We start from the raw sequence: 4,373 nt of genomic DNA on the forward strand, positions 1-4,373 counted from the left end.
AGCCCATTGTTTTGGCAAAAGCGCTCATTTTTGCAAATTTAAGGGCAAAGCTTTGATCAAGTGATAATAAATTTAAAACAAGATGAGTTAGAAAATTTGGTTATACTTTTGTAATTTTTTGAAATTTAAAAGGATAAAAGATGCAAACTTGCGTCATTTTAGCAGGTGGCAAGAGCTCGCGCATGGGTCAGGATAAGACCTTGCTGCCATTTGGGGGATTTGAAACACTCACGCACTATCAGGTTGCTAAATTTAGCAAAGTCTTTGATGAGGTTTTTGTAAGCTCTAAATTTGAGAAATTTAACCCGCCACTAAAGCTCATAAAAGATGAGAGCAGTGAGGATTATTCGCCGATGTTAGCGCTCTACTGCGTGCTAAAAAGCTTTGATCACAGCGTCTTTATCATCCCAGCTGATATGCCATTTTTTGATCTTGTAAGTCTTGACGAGCTAGCTAAATTTAAAGATGAATTTGACATGGTCGTAGCTGGCGATGATGAGCATATACACTCGCTTTGTGGCTTTTTTAGCCCAAGCTTAGCCCCGTTTGCACATGAGCTTTACCTAAAAAATGAGCACAAAATCGGACTTTTACGAAAAGGCTGCAAGTGTAAGATAGTAAATTTTGAGGACAAAGAGCAGTTTTTTAACGTAAATTTCCCAGAAGAATACAAAATAGCAAACGAAAAGATGAAAAATGAGTAAATTTATACTACTTTTAAGCCTTGGCCTTACATTTTTGATGGCTAGCAGGACGGATGATTTTAAAATGGCGCAAGAGCTTGAGCAAAGTGGCGATATAAAGGCTGCGATGCAAATTTATAAAGAGCTAGCCAAAAGCTCTTTAGGCGAGCAAGAAGCGGCGCAAAATCTGCAAGCAAGCAAGCCTGCAACAAATGATGCGAAGCTAAAGCAGGCTGATCTTTTAAGAGATAAAAGCGATAAAAATTTACAAAACGCACTTGGCATCGAGCTTTATAAATTTAACTACCTTTTACCAGTAACTTACGCTAAAACTGTGCCAGATGATGGGCGAAAGAGCGTTGAGACCAAGTTTCAAATAAGCCTTGCAAAGCCGCTATTCTACGACGTTTTTGGTCTTAGAGAGAGCCTTGTAGCGGCATATACGCAAACTTCGTGGTGGCAGATAACAAAAACTTCAGCGCCGTTTCGTGAGACAAACTATCAGCCAGAAATTTTCTTAAATTTCGCCTCACCAAAATATCTAGAGAAAATCGGCATCCAAAACCTAAAATTTGGCCTTTTGCATGAGTCAAATGGACGAGATGGTAGCAAATCAAGGAGCTGGAACAGAGCCTACGTGCAAAGCGACTTTGTCTATGGCAACTTTAGCGTCTCGCCAAGAGTTTGGAGCGTGATCGGCGAAAAGAACGACAACAAAGAAATTTTAAACTACATCGGACACGGAGATCTAAGGCTTAGTTACAAGCTAAATGATCAAATTTTTAGCCTAATGCTAAGAAATAACTTACATTTTGATAAAACAAATAAAGGCGCAGCTGAAATTTCATATATGTTTCCGATATTTTCAACCGGTGTTTATGGCTATTTGCAGTATTTTACTGGATACGGCGAGAGCTTGATAGACTACAACAGGCACACAGATAAGGTTGGTCTTGGCTTTGTTATTTTAAAATAGCCTTAAAAATTTAATCTTATAAAGTGGCTAAATTTGGGCAGATAATCTAAAATTTACATAAATAATGAAAAAAATTTAACTAATAGAAAAACTTAAAAATATTAGAAAAAATATAAGCAAATTTTGCTAAAATCACTAGCAAAATCTCACAATAAAGGAGTTTTCATGAGCGGTATAGCTTTGATTGTCTGTTTTGTTATAGCAATCATCCTTATGATCCTTATGATCTCAAAGTTCAAGGTGCATCCATTTTTGGCACTTATGAGTATATCTTTGGTGCTAGCAATAGTCGCAGGCATCGATCTATCCAATATCCCAGCGATGATAGGCGTTGGTTTTAGTGGCACATTTAAGAGCATCGGCATCGTCATCATCTTTGGAACGATCATCGGTACAGTGCTTGAAAAAACGGGAGCTGCGCTAAAGCTAGCTGACATGGTTGTAAAGCTAGTCGGACAAAGACGCCCTGAGCTTGCCATGCTTATAATGGGCTGGGTTGTTGGCATACCGGTATTTTGCGATAGCGGTTTTGTCGTATTAAACTCTATCCGCGAGGCACTTTATAAGAAAATTTCAGCAAGCCCAGTTGCTATGTCAGTAGCACTTAGCGGCGGTCTATACGCTTCTCACGTCTTCATCCCACCAACTCCTGGCCCGATAGCCGCTGCTGGCACGCTTGGCCTTGGTGGAAATTTACTTCTTGTCATCATTATGGGTACGGTTGTTTCTATTCCAGTTTTGCTAGCTGTCTATTTCTTTGCTAAAAGTGTTGGCAAAAGCGTTACCATAAGCGACAAAGAGGCTGACGCTACGATAACAGCTAGCTACGAGGAACTTTTAAATAAATTTGGCAAATTGCCAAGCGGATTTTTGAGCCTTGCTCCTATCATCATGCCTATCATTTTCATGGCGGTTGGCTCTGTGGTTGATGTTTTGGCAAAACAAGGCATGCTTGATAAAGCTGCGCTCTTGCCAAAGATATTTTTATTTTTAGGTAACCCTATCATCGCCCTTGCGATCGGCGTGATCTTTTGCGTATTTTTACTAGCTGAAACTAAAAAGATGAGAGAATTTGACCATATAACAAACGAATCATTAAAAATCGCTGGTCCTATACTCTTTATAACCGCAGCTGGCGGCGTTTTGGGTAACGTCATCACCGAGGCTGGCTTTGTAAATTTCATAAAAGAAAATGCCTCAACTATAAAAGCGATAGGAATTTTCTTCCCATTCATCATCTCAGCCGTGCTAAAAACCGCTCAAGGAAGCTCGACTGTGGCTATCATCACGACAGCCTCTATCATGGGTGCATTTAGCGCTGACAACTCGCTCATGCACACACTTGGCTTTACGAGCGAAATCTCAGCCGCACTTTGTGTCATGGCGATAGCGTCTGGTGCGATGTGCGTATCTCACGCAAACGACAGCTATTTCTGGGTCGTGACAAACTTTAGTAAAATGACCGCAGATCAAGGATATCGCACACAAACAGCGATGACATTTATCATGGGCGTTGTTGGAATGATCAGCGTTTATATATTATCTTTGGTGCTTTTATGAGAATTTTGGTTGCGATAGATTCATTAAAAGGCTCGCTAAGCTCGCTTGAAGCGGGTCTTGCTATAAAAGAAGCCCTTGAAGACTTTTGCGATGTCGTCGTAAAGCCAGTAGCTGACGGCGGTGAGGGCAGCGTGGAGGCTATGGCTGACGCACTTGATGCTAAATTTATAGATACCATCGTCAAAAACCCACTTGGCACTGAAATTTTAGCTAGATATGCCCTAAAAGATGACCTTGCCATACTTGAGATGTCAAGTGCTTCTGGTCTTACTCTTATAAATCCTGATGAGAGAAATCCTATGAAAACTAGCACATTTGGCTTTGGCCAGATGATAAAAGATGCCATTAGCAAGGGTGCTAGGAAATTTATCATAGGTATTGGCGGAAGTGCGACAAACGACGCTGGTATAGGTATGCTAAGTGCTCTTGGCTTTAAATTTTATGACAAAAATGGCGCTTTGCTTGAGGGCAAAGGCGAAGATCTAGCTCAAATTTGCGACTTTTCAGATGAAGAGGCTATAAAAGAGCTAAAAGAGTGCGAATTTTTAATCGCCTGTGACGTGGATAATCCACTTTACGGACAAAAGGGTGCAGCCTACGTCTATGCTCCACAAAAAGGTGCAAATGGCCGCATGGTAAAGCAGCTTGATGATGGTCTAAAGCACTTTGCGGGGCTTGTAAAAGAGAAAAATGGCACTAAATTTCACACGCAAAAGGGCGCTGGAGCAGCTGGCGGACTTGGCTTTGCTTTTGTTGCATTTTTGGGCGCAAAACTTAGGCCCGGTATCGAGATCATCACGCAGACCATCGCACTTGAAGATGAGATAAAAAAGGCCGATCTTGTCATCACTGGCGAGGGCCGTATGGACTTTCAAAGCACCATGGGCAAGACCCCAACAGGCGTGGCAAAGCTAGCTAAGAGGCATCATAAGCCAGTCATCGCGCTTGCTGGAAGCGTGCAAAGGTGCGCCAAAGACTGCCACAAACACGGCATCGATGCGTATTTTTGCATACTAAATGAGCCAATGAGCCTTGAAGAAGCTATGCGAAAAGATAATGCCATTAGAAATTTAAAGATGACCGCCGAGCAAGTCATCCGCCTTTATATGCTAAATCACAAAGCATGAATTTAAAAAAGATAGAAGCTAAATTTC

The 4,373-nt window shown here is 41.3% G+C and carries 4 protein-coding genes; all 4 read left to right on the forward strand.

Features of this window, described 5'->3' with window-relative positions:
• Nucleotides 1–140: 140 nt before the first annotated feature.
• The 4 genes from CYP77_RS04015 (at nt 141) to CYP77_RS04030 (ending at nt 4,346) form a co-directional block, all read left to right on the forward strand.
• Nucleotides 141–704, forward strand: a complete 564-nt coding sequence (locus CYP77_RS04015; protein ID WP_103565796.1) for a molybdenum cofactor guanylyltransferase — start codon at nt 141–143, stop codon at nt 702–704.
• Complete coding sequence (locus CYP77_RS04020) at nt 697–1,659, forward strand: phospholipase A (RefSeq protein ID WP_103565798.1); 963 nt, start codon at nt 697–699, stop codon at nt 1,657–1,659. Before CYP77_RS04015 ends, CYP77_RS04020 begins: the two co-directional genes overlap by 8 nt.
• Nucleotides 1,660–1,824: 165 nt before the next feature.
• A complete protein-coding gene (locus CYP77_RS04025) occupies nt 1,825–3,219 on the forward strand; it encodes a GntP family permease (protein ID WP_103565800.1) in 1,395 nt (464 codons plus the stop codon).
• A complete protein-coding gene (locus CYP77_RS04030) occupies nt 3,216–4,346 on the forward strand; it encodes a glycerate kinase family protein (RefSeq protein ID WP_021093350.1) in 1,131 nt (376 codons plus the stop codon). Before CYP77_RS04025 ends, CYP77_RS04030 begins: the two co-directional genes overlap by 4 nt.
• The last annotated feature ends 27 nt before the right edge of the window (nt 4,347–4,373 follow it).

This window comes from Campylobacter concisus (genome assembly GCF_002913865.1).
Classification (GTDB): domain Bacteria; phylum Campylobacterota; class Campylobacteria; order Campylobacterales; family Campylobacteraceae; genus Campylobacter_A; species Campylobacter_A concisus_AM.